This window comes from uncultured Campylobacter sp., from assembly GCF_937997595.1.
Classification (GTDB): Bacteria; Campylobacterota; Campylobacteria; order Campylobacterales; family Campylobacteraceae; genus Campylobacter_B.
Window position 1 is genome coordinate 1 of record NZ_CALKTS010000274.1, and the last position, 1,297, is coordinate 1,297.

The following is a 1,297-nucleotide window of genomic DNA, read 5'->3' on the forward strand; positions in this document are numbered from 1 at the left end:
ATCGTCTAAAGAAACCAAAAGATTAAATGTAAATTTTCTATCATTAGGTTTTATATTCTGCCTTACTTATCGTTCCATTTAGCTTTTAAATTTAAAATTAATTACTTTATGATATAGACACGCCGCGCAGGATAAAATAAAATTTCATAATTTATAACGCAAAAACCAAATTGCCCTACGTTTACTCGTAAATTGATAATTTGCTGCCCCTATTTTGGAATTCAACCTTTTAAGGCAAAATAGATTAAAATTCCATTCAAATTTTATTTACGCCCTCCCCTTGTACTGCTCTTAGTAAATTTTTTCTTGCGCTCGATGCGAAATTTTAAAATTCAATAACGCGGTGTTTCTAAATTTATCTAAATTTCAAACCAGGCAAGTATAATCTCCGCCATAAAATTTTAAAAATCTAAAGGCAAAAAAATGAAGCGCGATACTTTAAGCGCCATAAAATTCCGCGGCATAGCCTCTAGCGTTTTATCGATCTGCTGTTACCTGATCATTTGGGCTTGTTGCGAGTTTTTGCACGATATTACGATGAGAGGATTTTTCGCCGCTGCGACCGCAATCGTCGCCGTGATTTTTACTTCGATGAGCTTTAAGCTCTCCGCGACTAAAACGATCTCCGATATCTCCGCTAGCAAAGTCTTTAACGCGTATCGCGCTATGTTTTTTGCCTACGTGATATATGCCGCCTTGCTGGGCGCGATGCTATTTTATTCGCTAAATTATACCGGTCTTGATATCTGGGATTACGCTCTGCAGCAAAACGGCAGCTCCTTCGAAGGAGCCTTTTATTGCGCAATGGGTGCGCTTTATGCGAGCTTGGAGCATCTATCTGAGATCGGAAAATCTCAAATCATAGCTCTTTGGAGCACCGCAAATATTATGCTAGCGCTCATCGTTCTTTGGAAGCGGGTCGCCACGCTATACTTGCTCGGCAAGGCAAGCGGAAGCAAAATTTTCTATCTTTGCGCCGTGATAACTTTAACGTGGGAAGCGCTTCTTAAACTTCTTAAAATGCTCGACGTCGATAAGTCGTGGTATAGCAGCGCGCCTGCGCCCGCTATGCCGCACTTACGGTAATCATTTTATCTGAAATTTTAGAACTTATCGCTTGGTTTAGGATTAAAGGAATTTCGGGCGCAGAGCTTTGGAATAAAAATTTATGGACGACGCCTGCAAAATAAAGCATAAAATCCAATCTAAAATTACGCGCGAGCGCTTGAAATTTTACAAATTCCATATCGCACCGCGAAATTCTACGCGAAATTCATATGCCGATGTAAATTTTCAA

The 1,297-nt window shown here is 39.7% G+C and carries 1 protein-coding gene; it reads left to right on the forward strand.

All coding sequences use genetic code 11. The features are described 5' to 3' along the window. Window positions 1-423 precede the first annotated feature (423 nt). Complete coding sequence (locus Q0614_RS09040) at window positions 424-1,086, forward strand: hypothetical protein (protein ID WP_298788179.1); 663 nt, start codon at window positions 424-426, stop codon at window positions 1,084-1,086. The last annotated feature ends 211 nt before the right edge of the window (window positions 1,087-1,297 follow it).